General features: G+C 43.0%; 17 protein-coding genes, 1 tRNA gene and 1 other RNA gene. 11 read left to right on the plus strand and 8 right to left on the minus strand.

Annotated elements, in window-relative coordinates:
• Positions 1-145: 145 nt before the first annotated feature.
• Positions 146-1,135: an outer membrane protein assembly factor BamD gene (locus tag BS636_RS09245; protein ID WP_099338487.1), complete on the minus strand. Its 990-nt coding sequence runs from the start codon at positions 1,133-1,135 to the stop codon at positions 146-148.
• A gap of 71 nt (positions 1,136-1,206) precedes the next feature.
• On the opposite strand from BS636_RS09245, the gene rluD reads away from it, so the two are divergent.
• The 3 genes from rluD to BS636_RS09260 are packed head-to-tail and all read left to right on the plus strand — an operon-like array spanning position 1,207 to position 3,632.
• On the plus strand, positions 1,207-2,259 hold the full coding sequence (gene rluD, locus BS636_RS09250; protein ID WP_099338488.1) for a 23S rRNA pseudouridine(1911/1915/1917) synthase RluD: 1,053 nt from the start codon (positions 1,207-1,209) through the stop codon (positions 2,257-2,259).
• Positions 2,260-2,299: 40 nt separating this feature from the next.
• Entirely contained in the window at positions 2,300-3,040 is a 741-nt protein-coding gene (gene pgeF, locus BS636_RS09255) for a peptidoglycan editing factor PgeF (protein ID WP_099338489.1), read from the plus strand.
• Between the two features lie 40 nt (positions 3,041-3,080).
• A complete protein-coding gene (locus BS636_RS09260; RefSeq protein ID WP_099338490.1) occupies positions 3,081-3,632 on the plus strand; it encodes a flavodoxin family protein in 552 nt (183 codons plus the stop codon).
• 65 nt (positions 3,633-3,697) lie between these two features.
• Here BS636_RS09260 and smpB read toward each other — a convergent pair whose 3' ends face one another.
• On the minus strand, positions 3,698-4,177 hold the full coding sequence (smpB, locus tag BS636_RS09265; protein ID WP_004891982.1) for an SsrA-binding protein SmpB: 480 nt from the start codon (positions 4,175-4,177) through the stop codon (positions 3,698-3,700).
• Between the two features lie 138 nt (positions 4,178-4,315).
• Between smpB and coaD the strand changes: the two genes are divergently transcribed.
• From coaD to BS636_RS09290, 5 genes are all read left to right on the plus strand, one after another.
• Positions 4,316-4,807: a pantetheine-phosphate adenylyltransferase gene (coaD, locus tag BS636_RS09270; protein ID WP_099338491.1), complete on the plus strand. Its 492-nt coding sequence runs from the start codon at positions 4,316-4,318 to the stop codon at positions 4,805-4,807.
• Position 4,808: 1 nt separating this feature from the next.
• Positions 4,809-5,072 (plus strand): YfhL family 4Fe-4S dicluster ferredoxin, encoded by a 264-nt coding sequence (locus BS636_RS09275; RefSeq protein WP_099338492.1) that lies wholly within the window; start codon positions 4,809-4,811, stop codon positions 5,070-5,072.
• A gap of 26 nt (positions 5,073-5,098) precedes the next feature.
• Positions 5,099-5,476: RNase P RNA component class A (rnpB, locus tag BS636_RS09280), an RNA gene on the plus strand.
• A 72-nt stretch (positions 5,477-5,548) separates the two neighbouring features.
• Positions 5,549-5,625, plus strand: a tRNA-Met gene (locus BS636_RS09285).
• A 99-nt stretch (positions 5,626-5,724) separates the two neighbouring features.
• Positions 5,725-7,137, plus strand: a complete 1,413-nt coding sequence (locus BS636_RS09290; RefSeq protein ID WP_099338493.1) for a KAP family P-loop NTPase fold protein — start codon at positions 5,725-5,727, stop codon at positions 7,135-7,137.
• Here BS636_RS09290 and BS636_RS09295 read toward each other — a convergent pair.
• From BS636_RS09295 to carA, 4 genes are all read right to left on the minus strand, one after another.
• A complete protein-coding gene (locus tag BS636_RS09295) occupies positions 7,116-7,754 on the minus strand; it encodes a CatB-related O-acetyltransferase (protein ID WP_099338494.1) in 639 nt (212 codons plus the stop codon). The two genes, BS636_RS09290 and BS636_RS09295, sit on opposite strands and share 22 nt — an antisense overlap.
• Positions 7,755-7,994: 240 nt before the next feature.
• Positions 7,995-8,471, minus strand: a complete 477-nt coding sequence (gene greA / locus BS636_RS09300; RefSeq protein WP_099338495.1) for a transcription elongation factor GreA — start codon at positions 8,469-8,471, stop codon at positions 7,995-7,997.
• A 97-nt stretch (positions 8,472-8,568) separates the two neighbouring features.
• A complete protein-coding gene (gene carB, locus BS636_RS09305) occupies positions 8,569-11,799 on the minus strand; it encodes a carbamoyl-phosphate synthase large subunit (RefSeq protein ID WP_099338496.1) in 3,231 nt (1,076 codons plus the stop codon).
• Between the two features lie 13 nt (positions 11,800-11,812).
• Complete coding sequence (gene carA, locus BS636_RS09310; RefSeq protein WP_099338497.1) at positions 11,813-12,955, minus strand: glutamine-hydrolyzing carbamoyl-phosphate synthase small subunit; 1,143 nt, start codon at positions 12,953-12,955, stop codon at positions 11,813-11,815.
• Positions 12,956-13,264: 309 nt separating this feature from the next.
• On the opposite strand from carA, the gene BS636_RS09315 reads away from it, so the two are divergent.
• Together BS636_RS09315 and BS636_RS09320 are read left to right on the plus strand one after the other, a co-directional pair.
• Positions 13,265-13,759 carry a hypothetical protein gene (locus BS636_RS09315; protein WP_099338498.1) on the plus strand — a complete coding sequence of 165 codons (495 nt, stop codon included), beginning with the start codon at positions 13,265-13,267 and terminating at the stop codon, positions 13,757-13,759.
• Between the two features lie 98 nt (positions 13,760-13,857).
• On the plus strand, positions 13,858-14,094 hold the full coding sequence (locus tag BS636_RS09320) for a hypothetical protein (protein WP_099338499.1): 237 nt from the start codon (positions 13,858-13,860) through the stop codon (positions 14,092-14,094).
• A gap of 100 nt (positions 14,095-14,194) precedes the next feature.
• On the opposite strand, the gene BS636_RS09325 is transcribed toward BS636_RS09320, so the two are convergent.
• Both BS636_RS09325 and yhbY read right to left on the minus strand, forming a co-directional pair.
• Entirely contained in the window at positions 14,195-14,734 is a 540-nt protein-coding gene (locus BS636_RS09325; protein WP_099338500.1) for a DOMON-like domain-containing protein, read from the minus strand.
• Positions 14,735-14,745: 11 nt separating this feature from the next.
• Positions 14,746-15,069, minus strand: a complete 324-nt coding sequence (yhbY, locus tag BS636_RS09330; RefSeq protein ID WP_099338501.1) for a ribosome assembly RNA-binding protein YhbY — start codon at positions 15,067-15,069, stop codon at positions 14,746-14,748.
• 196 nt (positions 15,070-15,265) lie between these two features.
• On the opposite strand from yhbY, the gene rlmE reads away from it, so the two are divergent.
• Positions 15,266-15,916: a 23S rRNA (uridine(2552)-2'-O)-methyltransferase RlmE gene (gene rlmE / locus BS636_RS09335; RefSeq protein WP_099338502.1), complete on the plus strand. Its 651-nt coding sequence runs from the start codon at positions 15,266-15,268 to the stop codon at positions 15,914-15,916.
• The last annotated feature ends 28 nt before the right edge of the window (positions 15,917-15,944 follow it).

The following is a 15,944-nucleotide window of genomic DNA, read 5'->3' on the forward strand; positions in this document are numbered from 1 at the left end:
CGGCCTATCAATTAAATTGTATAAACCTTTTGTGTAATTTGTTCAAGAACTGTTCAGGGTGCTGTTGGTTTTAGCACAGCCGAAAATACAAAAGGGCAAGTATGATACCTTGCCCTTTATAAAAATGCACCTGAAACGCGGAGTGTTATTCCTCAGTTGCTTCAGGTTGCTCAGTTTCAGTGTTTTTCGGACGATCTAGCAAACCAAATGACATACGGTTGGTCAGACTACGTTCCTGTTTAGGCTCTGGAATATTGTCAGAACCAGCATAAGTACGCGCTTCCTTACCGAAGATCCCCAAGGTTGCACGGTTGAAGAAACTGCCTTCGCTACGCGCTGAACTTAAATTCACTGTACCGTCTGAATTGACCAGACTTGGATAGTTCAGTTTCAGCACTTCGATATATTGTTGTGAAGTGGCTTTATCACCTAGCTTGTCATAGCCATAGGCGATCGTTGCTAAAGCTTCTGGTGTTTGTGGCACTTGTGGGTAGTGTTCAATCACCCATTGCGCACGTTCAACCGCAGCAAGATAAGCCTTACGCTTGATATTAAAACGCGCTGCATTCATTTCATGCTCAGCCAGTTCTTCACCAATAAACTTCATACGCTGTGCAGCATCAACTGCATATTCGCTTGAAGGATAACGACGAATGAAATCGACAAAGTTTTGATAAGCTACTTTCAGATAGCTGACGTCACGGTGCGCTTGTTTCAGCTTGGTATAGCGCAGCAGACCATTATAGTTCTGCTCCATATTGGCTACACCACGTACATAGTAGGCATAGTCCACATTAGGATGTTGTGGGTTTAGACGGATGAAGCGGTCAGCCAATGCCACTGCACCTTCATAATCCTTTTGCTGGAATTTGACATAGATCAGTTCCAGTTGCGCCTGTGCTGCATATTGGCTGGTAGGGAAATAGGTTTCTAGACCTTCAAGCTGACGTGCAGCATCAGTATATTGCTTACGATCAAGTGCTTTTTGTGCTTTTTGAATATAAACCTGTTCGCTGGCTTCAGGGCCTTTATCCACGACGTCTTTTTTTGTTGGATTACTGCTACAGCCTACCATTGCCGATGCAACGCCTAACGTAATTGCAAGCATTGTCATTTTATAATGTGGTAGCGACATAAAAATTCCTCTGTTAATACGGGCAATGAGCTACAATTGCACTATTAAACCACTTTTGTCTGAATGAGCAAATGAGTCAAGCACAATCTTCCAATTCTAATTTCCCTGAAACTGATTTTAATTTACTTGAAGATTCTGAGGATGCAGATAACCATACTTCAGACACAACTGCAACACGTTTATCGTTGCAATTTCAAGTGGATGAAACCTATCTGGGCCAGCGTATCGATCAGGTTGCAGCGATCGTATGGAGCGATTTTTCCCGCGAGAAGCTGAAACAGTGGATCAAAGACGGGAACTTATTGGTCAATGGTCAACCTGTAAAACCTAAATATAAATGTGATGGTTTTGAAACGCTTACCTTAAATGTTGAGCTTGAGGCGCAGACCCGTAGCCTTCCTGAAGATATTCCGCTGGATATCGTCTATGAAGATGATGACATCATGGTGGTGAACAAACCACTGGGGATGGTGGTGCATCCGGGTGCGGGCAATAGCTCAGGTACTTTGGTGAATGCCTTATTGCATCACTATCCAAAATCAGCAGAATTGGCACGTGCCGGTCTGGTGCATCGTATCGATAAAGATACATCGGGTTTACTGGTTGTTGCAAAAAACCTTGAAGCACAATTCTCTTTAAGCCGTCAGCTTGAGAAAAAATCGGTATATCGTGTTTATGACCTGATTGTATATGGCAACATCATTGCTGGCGGTACCATTGATGAGCCGATCAAACGCCATCCAGTAGATCGCGTGAAAATGACGGTTCTTCCAGGCGGTAAAGATGCCGTAACGCATTACAACGTGAAAGAACGCTTCCAGCACTTTACTCGCGTTCAGGCACGTCTGGAAACAGGTCGTACCCATCAGATCCGTGTGCACTTTAGCTATATTGGCTATGGTCTGGTCGGTGATCAGGTGTATATGCCGCGTGTCCGTATGCCAGCTGGTGCTTCACAGTTACTTGAAGATACTTTACGTGGCTTTAAACGTCAGGCCCTGCATGCAGCGACTTTAGGTCTGAAACATCCACGTACTAAAGAAGAAATGACTTTCAATGCGCCGTGGCCAGAAGACTTCGCGAATTTAGTTGAAGTGCTGCGCAGCGAAAACAAGGCTTATTAATTTCTTCATTTCCAGCATTTGTCAGTAAAAGGGAAGAGACATGCAATTTGTACAAGGTTTGCCTCAAGGCGTTTATGTGGGTCAGACCCGTGTTCATCATGAACAGGTACAACCATCGGAGCAGCCAGAACTGGCAGGCTTTAACCTGGCATTGCATGTCAATGATGATCCATCACGTGTACAAAAACATCGCATCCAGTTGCTGAAGGATTTCCACCCTTATGGCGTGGATAAAATCACCTGGATGACGCAAACGCATAGCACCATTTGCCATACCATTAACGAAGAGATGCCATTTGAGGCATTGATTGGCGATGGTCTGGTCACACAGCGTAAAGCACATGCCTTGATGATGATGACCGCGGACTGTTTACCAGTGGTACTGGGTAATGCTGAATGTACAGAAGTTGCCAATCTGCATGCAGGCTGGCGTGGGCTGGCAGGTGGTATTGTGGAAAATACCCTTACTGCGATGCAAACGAAGCCAACCTGGGCATGGTTAGGTGCTGCGATCAGCCAACCGTGTTTTGAAATTGGTGCAGAAGTGAAAGAAGCATTCTGTTCAAAATATCCTGAACTGGACAGTGCCTTTCAAGCTGGTGAACAGGCAGGTAAGCACTATGCGGATTTGTATGCGATTGCGCGTTATATCTTGAATCAGCATGGTATTCAAACTGTGTTGGGCGGGGATCAGTGTTCGTATCGTCAGGCAGATGAGTACTTCTCCTATCGCCGTGAAGCCAAGACCGGACGTATGGCAACATTCGTGTTTATGGCTTGAAAATGTTAAACTTCACTGAAACCTTTGGCTTTTAATTGTTATGTCCCTATCTTCAAAAACGCTCGCGATTGTTTATCACAGTCCTTATGGACACACTGCCAAAGTTGCTCATTATATTGAACAGGGTGCACAGCAGGCAGGCGTTCAGGTTGCTTTGATGAATGTAGAGCAAGTGGACTGGGATGTGCTGGATGCCGCAGATGCTATCATTTTTGGCTGCCCGACCTATATGGGCAGTATCAGTGCTGCGATGAAGCTGTTTATTGAACAATCTTCTAAACGCTGGCTGGCGCGTGCATGGCAGGGCAAGCTGGCAGCGGCCTTTACCAATGGCGGTGGTCTCAGTGGTGACAAGCTGGCGGTACTGCAACAGATCAACCTGTTTGCCATGCAGCATGGTATGTTATGGGCAGGTTTGCCGTTGATGCCAACAGGGCGTAGCGTAACGGATCTAAACCGTATGTCGAGCTTCCTAGGTTTGATGACTCAATCTGATAATGCCCCGGTTGAGGTCACACCACCGGAAGGTGATTTGCAAACCGCAATATTATTCGGTGAGCATGTTGCCCAGACATTACACCGTTTGCATTAATAAAAGATTTTGAAATAAAAAAACCTCCATCAAATGGAGGTTTTTTTATAGGCATTATGTAACCATTATCGATGGAAAATACGCGCTTTATCGCGTTGCCAGTCGCGGTCTTTTTCAGTCGCACGCTTGTCGTGTAACTGTTTACCTTTCACTAAGGCAATTTCCAGCTTGGCATTTGGACCTTTCCAGTAACACGCTAGTGGCACGCATGAATAACCCTTCTGGTTAATTGCTCCCAGAAGTTTTTCAATTTCTCGGCGATTCAGCAACAGTTTACGGGTACGCGTCGCTTCAGGCACTACATGGGTAGAAGCACTCAAGAGTGGCTGAATCTGGGCACCAAACAGGAAAGCCTCGCCATTTTTAAAGGTGATATAGCTTTCTACAATGGTCATACGACCCGCACGCAAGGATTTTACTTCCCAGCCTTGTAATGAAAGTCCAGCTTCAAATTTTTCTTCAATAAAATAATCGTGACGGGCACGTTTGTTTAGCGCAATCGTTCCGCCGTTATTTTTTTTAACTACAATACTTGCTTTCGCCATAATCTGATACTTCCAAACTTGCTGCTATTGTACCGCAACTTTAATTGAGTTGAAGTTTTTAAATTGATGGAGTTTCTTCGCCAAAAAATCAAGATTTTGTTAAAATAGAAACTTACACAATAAACAGAGTACAAATGGATGACTAAAACTCGTGTAATTTATCCGGGGACCTTTGATCCGATCACCAATGGTCATATTGACCTAGTGAGTCGTGCAGCAAAGATGTTTGATGAAGTTGTGGTTGCAATTGCGATCGGTCATCATAAGAACCCGGTATTTAGTCTGGAAGAACGAGTTGAGCTGGCCCAAGCGTCATTGAGCCATTTGAACAATGTTGAATTTGTAGGATTTGACGGTCTGCTGGTGAATTTCTTCCGTGAGCAGAAAGCGACAGCAGTCTTGCGTGGCCTGCGTGCAGTGTCAGATTTTGAGTATGAATTTCAGTTGGCCAATATGAACCGCCAGTTGGATTCACAATTTGAAGCGGTGTTTTTAACGCCTTCAGAACAGTATTCCTTTATTTCATCCACTCTAGTGCGTGAAATTGCCCGCTTACGAGGGGATGTGACCAAGTTTGTTCCACCAAACGTGGTTGCAGCCTTCGAGCGTAAACTTCAACAAGGTTGGTAGAGTGTCTTTATATATCACCGATGAATGCATCAACTGTGATGTCTGTGAACCTGTATGCCCGAATGAGGCGATTTTCATGGGTGAGGTCATCTATGAAATTAACCCGAATCTATGTACAGAATGCGTTGGACATCACGACAAACCGCAGTGCCAGTTGTTCTGTCCTGTGGACTGTATCCCGCTTGATCCGGATCATGCCGAGACGCAGGAACAGCTGCAAGCCAAGTATGAAAAACTGACTGCTCAAAAAACAGCAAGCAAATAGTTCGTATATTTGATACTATGCGGCTCGAAGTGAGCTAGACGATCGCTGCTGTGGAGATCTCCGTGATTGAAGCAGGGGAGGAAAGTCCGGGCTTCATAGGGCAAGGTGCCAGGTAACGCCTGGGCGGCGTGAGCCGACGGAAAGTGCAGCAGAGAGTAGACCGCCTTCATTATGGTTCTGAGCAATCGGAATCGGAGGTAAGGGTGAAAGGGTGCGGTAAGAGCGCACCGCATGACTGGTAACAGTTCATGGCATGGTAAACCCCACCGGAAGCAAGACCAAATAGGGATCCTTTAGGCATGGCCCATGCTGGATCCGGGTAGGTCGCTTGAGCGTATAAGTGATTGTACGCCTAGAGGAATGATCGTTCTCGACAGAACCCGGCTTATCGGCTCACTTCACCAAATTTTGATCAATCAGCGCAATATGGGGTTGACGTTTTTTTTAGAAAAACTCATAATGCGCGCACAGTTTAAGGCTATGTAGCTCAGTTGGTTAGAGCACCGCACTCATAATGCGGGGGTCACAAGTTCAAGTCTCGTCATAGCCACCATATTCTGAAAAAACCCACTCCGATTGAGTGGGTTTTTTTATGCCCGTAAAAATTAAAATGATATGATGAGTGAAATGTAAACAACTGAATTAAATAAGAATGACTGCAGATCAGCTGAATTGGGCAAAAGACAATTTTGAAAATATAGAAAGAGCATGGGAAGGGGATCTTTGGGATAGAAAGCGTCTAGGATTACAATTAGAGCGTTATGTAGATCGTTTGCAATGTGGTGCTGTCTTAGCTCTGGATGCACGTTGGGGTGAAGGAAAAACATGGTTTGTACGCCATTGGACAAAGCATTTAGAAACGAAAGATCATAATGTGATTTATTTAGATGCCTTTGCAAATGATTACTTAGATGATCCATTTTTAGTTATCACGTCTGAAATTGCGAATGTTTTAAAAAAAGATAAGAGTACTAGCCGAAAAATTAATAAATTAATTCGTTTATCTGCCTTAGTTGGAACGGCATTATTGCCTTCTTTGCCTAAAGTTGCTTTGACACTTGGCTTGCATCTCGTTGGAGCAGGACTAATCAGTACTGCTTTACAACAAGGTTATGAAAGTGCAAAAGATGAAATTGAAAAATTATCGGATGAAGCAAGTGACCGAATAAAGGAAAGTATTCAGGAAAAGATGGCTAATCATGAAGCTGAAAAGAAAACTTTAATAGAGTTTAAAAGGCATTTAGCTGAAACCGTAGAAAAATTAGATAAGCCTTTAATTTTTATTATTGATGAACTTGATCGTTGCCGTCCTGATTTTTCAATTCGACTTATTGAAAGGATCAAACATTTTTTTGATATTAAAAAAATTGTTTTTGTTTTAGTTATGGATAAAACACAGTTTTCAAATGTTGTATGTCATAACTATGGATATGATAAAAAAATTGGTGAAGAGTATTTAGATAAGTTTATTGATTTTACAGTGGGATTAAATTCATTAGCTCCTGACTTGATGGATAATTTTAAAGTAAATATTCATAGTACCTTTGAAAATTTAGGAATAGATTTAAGTAATCAAAAACTTGATGGTTGCATAGAACATGTAGATTTCTATGCAAGAAAAAACAAATTATCAAAAAGAGCAATTGTGAAATTGGCGAGTCAATTTTCATTACTTTATTTAACTGATTTTGATAGTAATAAAAATCAGTTATTAATAATGTTTTTGTTAAATCCTACATTTCTTTTAAAAAGTAATACTTCTTTGGAATTGCTTGGAACTTTATTAGATCAAATGGATAATTATATTCAATCGAATAAAGATGATTTTGAAAAATACCATGGGGAAAATTATAGGGTTGATACCCATACTACAGTATTAATGAGGAAGGCAAATTTCTTTCACGATGAACTAGGAATCTTAATTTTTATTCAATTGGTTGAATATTATGAGCAGTTAGTTAACTCACAGAAAAGATTTACTGCTGTATCAGTCAGAAATCTTAGACCAACAAATAATACGGATTTTTATGGCGGATGGAAAAATTACATATTTGGAGGAATTTGATTTATTAAAAATGCTTCTAATAAATCAACATCATCCGTCTGTAACTGTTCACGCATTTTTAAAAATTGCTTTTCATCTAAGTCATAGAGCTTAAGCGAAAGCAGTTTTTCTATATCTTCTTTAGGGAAGCGGTATTTAATAACTTTTGCAGGTACGCCGCCAACTATGGCATAAGGGGGCACGTCTTTAGTGACGACAGCCCCTGTTGCTACTACAGCACCTTCACCTAGCTTTACACCTTGCATAATCATGGCACGTGAGCCAATCCAGCAGCCATCTCCAATGATCGTATCGCCAGCAGGCACAAAGCTACGTGTATCGAACGGAAATGCTGAAATCCAATCCGTGCGGTGCAATTGGTTGCCACCCATCATAATCACGCATTCTGCGCCAAAACAGACGAAATTACCGATATAGAGCTGATCGATCGGCTTCTCTGGTGTAGCTGACTTGTCATGTAGATAACGCACTACACAGCGTTCAAATCCTTGGTCCCAGTAAGCTGAGTAATAGCTGTAATTGCCCTTGATATGAATGTTCGGATTCTTCACCGTTTTCGAGATGAATTCGAACTCGCACCAGTGCTTTACAGGGGAATTGATCAGTTTCTCAGACATAGGATGGTTAGGATTGGGAGAGTGGAAGGATTATAGCAAAGTCCCCCTTTGAAAAAGGGGGATTTAGGGGGATTCTAATACTTAGATGGGAATCTTTTAAAAAATCGAAATTCATTATTATTGATGGGAGCCGTATCTAGTAGTAATCCCTCCCAACCTCCCCTTGAAAAAGGGAGGGATTGAAAAACTAAAAAACCCCTCAATAGAGGGGTCTTACAGCCTAAAATATCTTTTTAAAAATTAGATATATTCAACTTTTGAAATTTCGTATTCCACTTCGCCTTGCGGAGTTACGATTTTCACTTCATCGCCTTCATTTTTACCCAAAAGGCCACGTGCGATCGGAGAGTTCACAGAGATCTTGTTGATCTTAAAGTCGGCTTCGTCATCACCCACGATTTTGTAGGTTTTTTGTTCTTCAGTGTCCAGATTTTCAATGGTCACTGTCACGCCAAACACAACGCGACCGTTTTGCTCAAGCGCTTTAACATCAATAACCTGACAAGCACCCAGTTTACCTTCGATGTCCTGAATACGGCCTTCACAGAAGCCTTGTTGTTCACGTGCGGCATGGTACTCTGCGTTTTCCTTCAGATCTCCATGTTCACGTGCTTCAGCAATTGCAGCTGTAATACGTGGACGATCAACGGTTTTTAGTTGATGTAATTCTTTTTCCAAGGCAACTTTGCCTTCAGGAGTCATAGGATAACGTTGCATAGTTGTCCCTCAAATTTAGGTATGTAAGTAAAATACAAAGTGTATAAATGAAAAAAAGCCCGCCACCAAGAAGATGACGGGACTTCTTGGAAGCTAATTAGCCTTTAGTAAGGTCTTGCAGACGATACACATCCATCGGTAATTTAATTGCTAGAGCTTGGCATACTGCGTCCGCACCATTCAAGGTAGTTGTGTTATACACTTTACCTTGAAGCGCTGAACGACGGATCGAGAATGAATCTTCTTGCGCTTTTTTACCTTCAGTCGTGTTAATCACAAGGTGGATTTCGCCGTTTTTAATACGGTCCACAATGTTTGGACGACCTTCAGTCACTTTATTTACGCGTTCACATTCAAGACCAGCTGCGCTAATCACTTCAAATGTACCATCAGTTGCAAGAATCTTGAAGCCTAGGTCAATAAGTTGTTTCGCAATGCCTGCTGCACGTGGTTTATCAGAATCACGAACAGAGATAAATGCGTGTTTCACTTCACCTTCAGTTGGCAGACCAGGTAAACGTTCGTTTGCACCTAAAACGGCTTTATAGAACGCTTCACCAAATGTTTTACCAACACCCATCACTTCGCCTGTAGATTTCATTTCAGGGCCAAGGATTGGGTCAACGCCAGGGAACTTGTTGAATGGGAACACAGCTTCTTTTACAGAGAAGTGTTCAGGAATAATCTCTGAAGTGAATCCTTGGGATTCTAGAGATTGACCCGCCATACAACGCGCAGCCACTTTCGCTAAAGATTCGCCGATACACTTAGAAACGAATGGAACAGTACGAGAAGCACGTGGGTTCACTTCCAGGATGTATACGTCAGTACCTTTTACAGCAAACTGTACGTTCATCAGACCGATTACGCCAAGCTCTTTCGCCATAGCCACGGTTTGACGACGCATTTCGTCCTGAACGTCTTTAGATAAAGAGTAAGGAGGAATAGAACATGCAGAGTCACCTGAGTGAATACCTGCTTGTTCGATGTGCTGCATGATACCGCCGATCACAACGTCTTTACCGTCAGATACACAGTCCACGTCAACTTCAATTGCATCATCTAAGAAATGGTCAAGAAGAACAGGTGCTTCGTTAGAGGCTTGAACCGCATCACGTAGGTAGCGTTTAAGCTCTTCGTCGTTGTATACGATTTCCATCGCACGGCCACCAAGCACGTAAGACGGACGAACAACCAATGGATAGCCCACTTTCGATGCTTCGGCAATGCCTTCTTCAGCAGATTTAACAATGCTGTTGCTTGGTTGACGAAGTTGCAGACGTTGAATCATTTGTTGGAAACGTTCACGGTCTTCTGCACGGTCAATCGCATCTGGTGATGTACCGATAATTGGCGCACCAGCTTCTTCCAAAGCGCGAGCCAGTTTCAGCGGAGTTTGACCACCGTACTGAACGATAATGCCTTTAGGCTTCTCGATGCGTACGATTTCAAGTACATCTTCAAGTGTAATTGGTTCGAAGTACAAACGATCAGATGTATCGTAGTCGGTAGAAACAGTTTCAGGGTTACAGTTCACCATGATTGTTTCGTAACCGTCTTCACGCATTGCAAGTGCCGCATGTACACAGCAGTAATCGAACTCGATACCTTGACCAATACGGTTAGGACCACCACCGATGACCATGATCTTGTCGCGAGTTGATGGATTCGCTTCACACTCTTCATCGTAAGTTGAGTACATGTACGCTGTATCAGATTCGAATTCTGCAGCACATGTATCAACACGTTTGTAGACTGGCGTTACGCCCAGGTTCCAACGGTGTTTACGGAATTGTTTTTGTGAAATACCCATCAGGTTCGCGATGCGAAGGTCAGATAAACCTTTACGTTTGAACGCACGGATATTGTCAGCGTTCAAGTCACCGAAACCTAAAGATTTGATCTGGTTTTCAGTTTTGATGATGTCTTCGATCTGGATCAGGAACCAGCGGTCGATGTTAGTCGCAGCAAATACTTCGTCTAAAGTGAAACCGTGACGGAATGCATCGCCCACGTACCAGATACGCTCAGGACCTGGAACTTTAAGTTCTTGAAGGATTTTTTCGCGTGCGCCTTCAGTACCTACTTCGATTTTTTCGTCGAAGCCAGAAGCACCCACTTCAAGACCACGAAGCGCTTTTTGCATAGACTCTTGGAAGTTACGGCCAATAGCCATCACTTCACCTACAGATTTCATCTGAGTCGTCAAAGTTGCGTCAGCTTGTGGGAATTTCTCGAAGTTGAAACGAGGAATCTTGGTAACTACGTAGTCAATCGCAGGTTCGAATGATGCAGGAGTTGTACCGCCAGTGATGTCATTTTTCAGTTCATCAAGGGTGTAACCCACTGCAAGTTTCGCAGCGATTTTCGCAATTGGGAAACCGGTTGCTTTAGACGCAAGCGCAGATGAACGAGAAACACGGGGGTTCATCTCGATCACAACCATACGGCCATCTTTCGGGTTGATACCGAACTGAACGTTCGAACCACCAGTTTCAACACCAATCTCACGAAGTACAGCTAAAGACGCGTTACGAAGTAACTGGAATTCTTTGTCTGTAAGCGTTTGCGCAGGTGCAACAGTGATTGAGTCACCTGTGTGCACGCCCATTGGGTCAAAGTTTTCAATCGTACATACGATGATACAGTTGTCATTTTTGTCACGAACAACTTCCATCTCGTACTCTTTCCAACCAATCAATGATTCATCAATCAATAACTGTTTCGTTGGAGAAAGATCGAAACCGCGTTCACAGATTTCAATGAATTCTTCTTTGTTATACGCGATACCGCCGCCTGAACCACCCATGGTGAATGATGGGCGGATAATTACAGGGAAACCGAAGCGTGCTTGGATTTCTAAAGCTTCTTCCATTGACTCTGCAATGTCGGCTTTTGGACATTCAAGACCAATTTTACGCATTGCTTGGTCGAACAGTTTACGGTCTTCAGCTTTTTCAATCGCTTCTTTAGTCGCACCGATCAATTCAACATTGTATTTTTCTAAAATGCCGTGCTCATCAAGGGCAAGGGCACAGTTCAATGCAGTTTGACCACCCATTGTAGGAAGAACTGCGTCTGGGCGTTCTTTCTCAATGATTGCTGCAACAGTTTGCCAGGTAATCGGTTCGATATACGTCGCATCTGCCATTGCAGGGTCAGTCATAATGGTCGCTGGGTTAGAGTTCACCAAAATAACACGGTAGCCTTCTTCACGAAGAGCTTTACACGCTTGCGCGCCTGAATAGTCAAACTCACACGCCTGACCAATCACAATAGGACCAGCACCGATAATTAAGATGCTTTTAATGTCTGTACGTTTAGCCATGATGCTTCCTTAATTACTTCTTAGATGCTTCGATAAGTTCGATGAAATGATCGAACAATGGTGCGCAGTCATGTGGACCAGGGCTTGCTTCAGGGTGACCCTGGAAGCTGAACGCAGGTTTGTCTGTACGATGAATCCCTTGCAGGGTTTGGTCGAACAGTGATTTGTGCGTAGCTTTAAGGTTTGCAGGAAGTGTTTCTGCATCCACTGCGAAGCCGTGGTTTTGAGAAGTAATCATCACTGTACCAGTTTCAATGTTCTGTACAGGATGGTTGGCACCGTGGTGACCATGAGGCATTTTCACAGTCTGAGCACCGCTTGCAAGCGCAAGAATCTGGTGACCCAAGCAAATACCAAATACTGGTACGTTGCGAGCATCTTCAACAATTGTTTTTACAGCTTCAATTGCGTAGTCACATGCAGCTGGATCGCCAGGGCCGTTCGATAGGAACACGCCATCTGGATTCATTGCAAGTACGTCAGCAGCAGGAGTTTGCGCAGGTACCACAGTCAATTTACAACCGCGGTCTGCGAGCATACGCAAGATGTTGGTTTTGACACCGTAATCGTATGCAACAACATGGAATTTAAATTCTGGTTGAGCGAAGCCTTTACCTAAAGTCCATGAACCTTCAGTCCATTCAAAACCTTCAGGGTCACAGCATTCTTTTGCAAGGTCTAAACCATTCAACCCACCGAATGCGCGTGCTTTTTCAAGTGCTTCTTCTTCAGTGATGTTTTCGCCTGCAAGGATACAACCGTTTTGTGCACCTTTATCACGCAAAATTCGAGTTAATCGTCGCGTGTCGATGTCAGCAATAGCCACTACATTGTGCTGTTCTAGATATTCACCTAGTGATTGTTCAGCACGGAAGTTACTGTGTAATAAAGGAAGGTCACGGATAATTAAACCGTTCGCCCATACTTTATGAATACGACCTGATTCTGCGTCTTCTTCGTTGCAACCAGTATTACCGATATGTGGGTAAGTCAAAGTCACAAGCTGCTGTGCATAACTTGGATCAGTCAAAATTTCTTGATAGCCAGTCATGGCAGTGTTGAAAACGACTTCACCAGTCGTACAACCCGATGCGCCAATCGAAGTACCTTTAAAGATAGTTCCGTCGGCAAGGGCTAAAATTGCTGGGGTGCTCAAACCAAAGCTCCTGAAATTTAGGCTGTAAAAAAGCGAGTAGACGAAAAAAAAGGAAGGCTAATAATTAAACCTACCCTCCTATGTCTGCTCGCTTGAACTTAACACGGCATTATACGCAGGAACACCTGTTAAGTCCAATGGCTTTGCTGCAAAAGTATGAGATAAATGGCTTGCTTTTTGCTTGAAAGTCTGTTTCGTGATCAATGTTAAAAAATGTAACCATTTAATAATTGTCAGACAAATCAAGTCTTAAATTTTATCGAATTTAATAATATGAAATCGTCAAAACATAACTTAAAGGCAAAAGACATGGCTACAACAACTAAAACTACAACATCTAAAAAAAATCTAAATGTCGTTGTCACTGAATCTGCCGAGCAGCTTGAAAAAGCAGCAGTAGAGGCCAAAGAACAGGTGGCTGAAACGCTTACTGAAAGTAAAGAAAATATTGAAGCTGAAGTGAAGAAACTGAGCAATACAGTGACTGAGCAGTTGACTCAATTCAAGCAGGATTTGCTACAGCGTATCGACACCCTGAAAGGCCAGTTGTTTGGTTCACAAAATAAAGAGTTGAATGAACTGACCAGCTTTATTAAAACCGAATTTACTGCAGTGATTGATGACCTGTCAAAACTCGGTAAAGAACTTAAAGAAGATGTGACCCAGATTTCAACTAAGCATAAGGATCATCTGGCAGATACCTTGAAACGCTCTAAAGACAGCACGATTGAAGTTTTGAAAAAAGTGAAACCCGTCGTTGTAAAAGGAGAAACCGAAGAAAAAGAAACTGATCTAAAAAGTTAATAAGTAATAAAACAAAAAAACAGCCGAGGGGGAGCGCATCAGTTCTCCTTTCGTGTTGGACGCAACACTGACTCATAAAACAAAAATAGGGGGTCATGATGCAACATCATCTTATAGCGGCAATATTACTACTCGCCTTGATCATGGTTTTGAATCTTGAAACCTGGAAAAGCCGTCTAGCTTATCTTGCCATGGTCATACTGAGTCTAAGTTGTCTCAGTGTTTTACAGGCCGCAGTTTCCATTATTGCGATTACTACAATTCTAATCTTTTATGCTGCTGTGGCGGCAGTACAGAGCAATGCAAGACTACATCACAAAAAACTAAATCACTAAAAACCGACCTTTAACTTAAGACAAAATAAAAACGTGAGACCGATGAGCCTCACGTTTTTTATATTTCGTCACCTGTAGGTCACAGGACAGGATTTAAATCCTAGAACACATGCAACCAGTCACGTTTATTGTGAAAGTCTGCCTGAGGACTACTATGCTGCATCGCATAGTATTGATCACCTTGAGAGGTTTTCAATACAGCAGACAGGCCAAGGAACAGATCAGACCATTTCAGCTTGTTCGTCGCCATGAAATCGGTCAGATCCAGACTGACATTGAGTCCATAATGGGTACGCTTGAGCTGATTCAGATCGATATCATAAGCCGGTTGTGGCGGCATTTCTTCCGGGTAACGGTATTCTTCAAACTGATAAGCCTGCCAGGCTTGAGAAGGAGAGAGATTAATCTCACGATAAAAATCTTCGTCCTTTACCCCAATAAAAATTTCGTAACACGTCTGTTCCCAGAGGAAATCCTGACGAGGATGTGCTGCGACCAGTTCAGGCCAAAGCACATACTGGTTCGGATCGCGTAGCCAAAAACCCACATTTAAAGTGCATGAGCCTTGTTGTTCAATCGCCCCGACCAGCGAGATCGCCTGAAAACGACGATCAAATGCATTCAGTTCGTAACTAGCCATAGATCCTGAACTTAGTTAGACAAGTGCGCAAAGCGAACAAGGTTAGACAGTTTTTGGTTTTGTTTCGGCGCTTTCTTGTAAAGCAACGCGATTTTACCAATAGTTTGTACGATTTCAGCACCAGTCGCTTCAACGATCTCGGTGATCAGAACGGCACGTGCTTCACGATCTTCAGCTACAACTTTCACTTTAATCAGTTCGTGGTCGTTCAGCGCACGTTCAAGTTCTTCGATCACGCTTTCAGTCAGGCCTTTGTCACCAAGCATTACCACTGGGTTTAATGCATGTCCGATTTGACGTAAACGTTTACGTTCCTGAATAGATAAAGACGCCATGAGAGATAACCTGATTTTTAAAACGGCTTAGTATAGCAAAAGCAATAAACAAACGCTTTAAATTCTCAGGAAATAATCGGCGCGATCACATAAAAAATCCAACCAACTGCCTTAGATTTAGATACAGATCAATACTGCAAATCCTATGTTTTTCACGTACAATTAAATATTGGAAGTTTTTTTTATTTAGAGAGTTATGGCAACACGCATTACCAACCAGAAGTTATCCAAAAGTAGTCGTGCGTGGATGAGAGAGCATCTCGATGACTTTTATGTGAAGAAAGCGCAAAAAGAAGGTTATCGGGCACGTGCTGCGTATAAACTTCTTGAGATTCAAGAAAAATACGGCATTATCAAACCAGGCATGACAGTTGTCGATCTGGGTGCAGCGCCAGGAAGCTGGTCACAAATCGCTGGAAAACTGGTCGGTTCTAAAGGTTTGGTGATCGCATCAGATATTCTAGAAATGGATGCACTGCCAGATGTGACCTTCCTGCAAGGTGACTTCCGTGAGCAGGAAGTGTTCGATAAATTGTTAAATATTTTAGATGGACGTACGGTAGACGTTGTAATTTCCGATATGGCCCCCAATACATCAGGTAATAAGGCTGTAGATCAACCGCGTCAGATCTATCTCTGTGAACTGGCACTGGACTTTGCCAATAAGGTTCTAGGTCCGAAAGGTCAGTTTGTCGTTAAAGTCTTTCAGGGCACTGGCTTTGATGAATTCCGTAAGGAAGTGGTCAATAGTTTTGATGTTCTGAAAACGGTAAAACCTGCTGCATCGCGTGCTCGCTCGAAAGAAGTCTTTCTGGTGGGGCAGGGGCGCAAGAAGGCTTTGAAATAAAGTCTACTTGCCAACACGCTAAAAATTG

The organism is Acinetobacter sp. LoGeW2-3, assembly GCF_002688565.1.
Lineage (GTDB): Bacteria > Pseudomonadota > Gammaproteobacteria > Pseudomonadales > Moraxellaceae > Acinetobacter.